At 58.0% G+C, this 696-nt stretch carries 1 protein-coding gene; it reads right to left on the bottom strand.

Features of this window, described 5'->3' with window-relative positions; genetic code table 11:
- Positions 1-114: 114 nt before the first annotated feature.
- The coding region (locus B2W96_RS07715; RefSeq protein ID WP_293009708.1) for a F0F1 ATP synthase subunit gamma at positions 115-696 on the bottom strand (582 nt) is incomplete at its 5' end.

The raw sequence follows: 696 nt of genomic DNA, 5'->3' as shown, positions 1-696 counted from the left end.
AGCTTCCCTGCGGGAAACTCCACATCCACCACGGGTCCCATAACCTGAACGACGGTTCCCTTGTTTTCAGACATAAAATCACTCTTTCCGAACTTGTTACAAAACACTCCGCGCTCATTGGCTGCTGGCCTGCGCGCCGCCCACCACCTCGGTAATCTCCTGTGTAATGGCGGCCTGCCGTGCGCGGTTATATTGCAGATTCAACTGCCGGATTAAATCCGCGGCGTTTTTCGTGGAGTTGTCCATGGCGGTCATCCGCGCCTGCTGCTCCGAGCAGAAGGATTCCACCAGCAGGCTGAACAGCATGCCGTTGACATAGCGGGGGACCAGCGTGGTCAGCACTGCCGTCTCAGACGGCACGTAGGTCATCGACTGCACATATCTGGACTGATCGTCGGGCTTCCACGGAAAGGTATCCCGGCTGAGGGGAAGCAGTTGCACCATTCGCGCCTCCAGCGTCATGGAAGTCACCATCTCCGTGTAAACGGCGTACAGCGCGTCCAGTCTTCCCAACCGGTATTCCTGCGTCAAAAAGGTTCCGATTTCCCGGGCCCGGTGCATATTGGGATTCTGGGTGGAAAACGGAAACTCCTGCACGGGTATCTTCCGCTCCCGAAACCAGGAAAGGCCCACCTGTCCCACCACAAATATCCGGCAGTCGGGCGTTTTGGCCACCGCCGCCTCCGCCAGCTTGAG

It is taken from the genome of Oscillibacter sp. UBA6647 (genome assembly GCA_002455655.1).
Classification (GTDB): Bacteria; Bacillota; Clostridia; order Oscillospirales; family Oscillospiraceae; genus Oscillibacter.
Note: the sequence above shows the minus strand (reverse complement) of the source record. Positions and strands in the feature narration are given on the sequence as shown.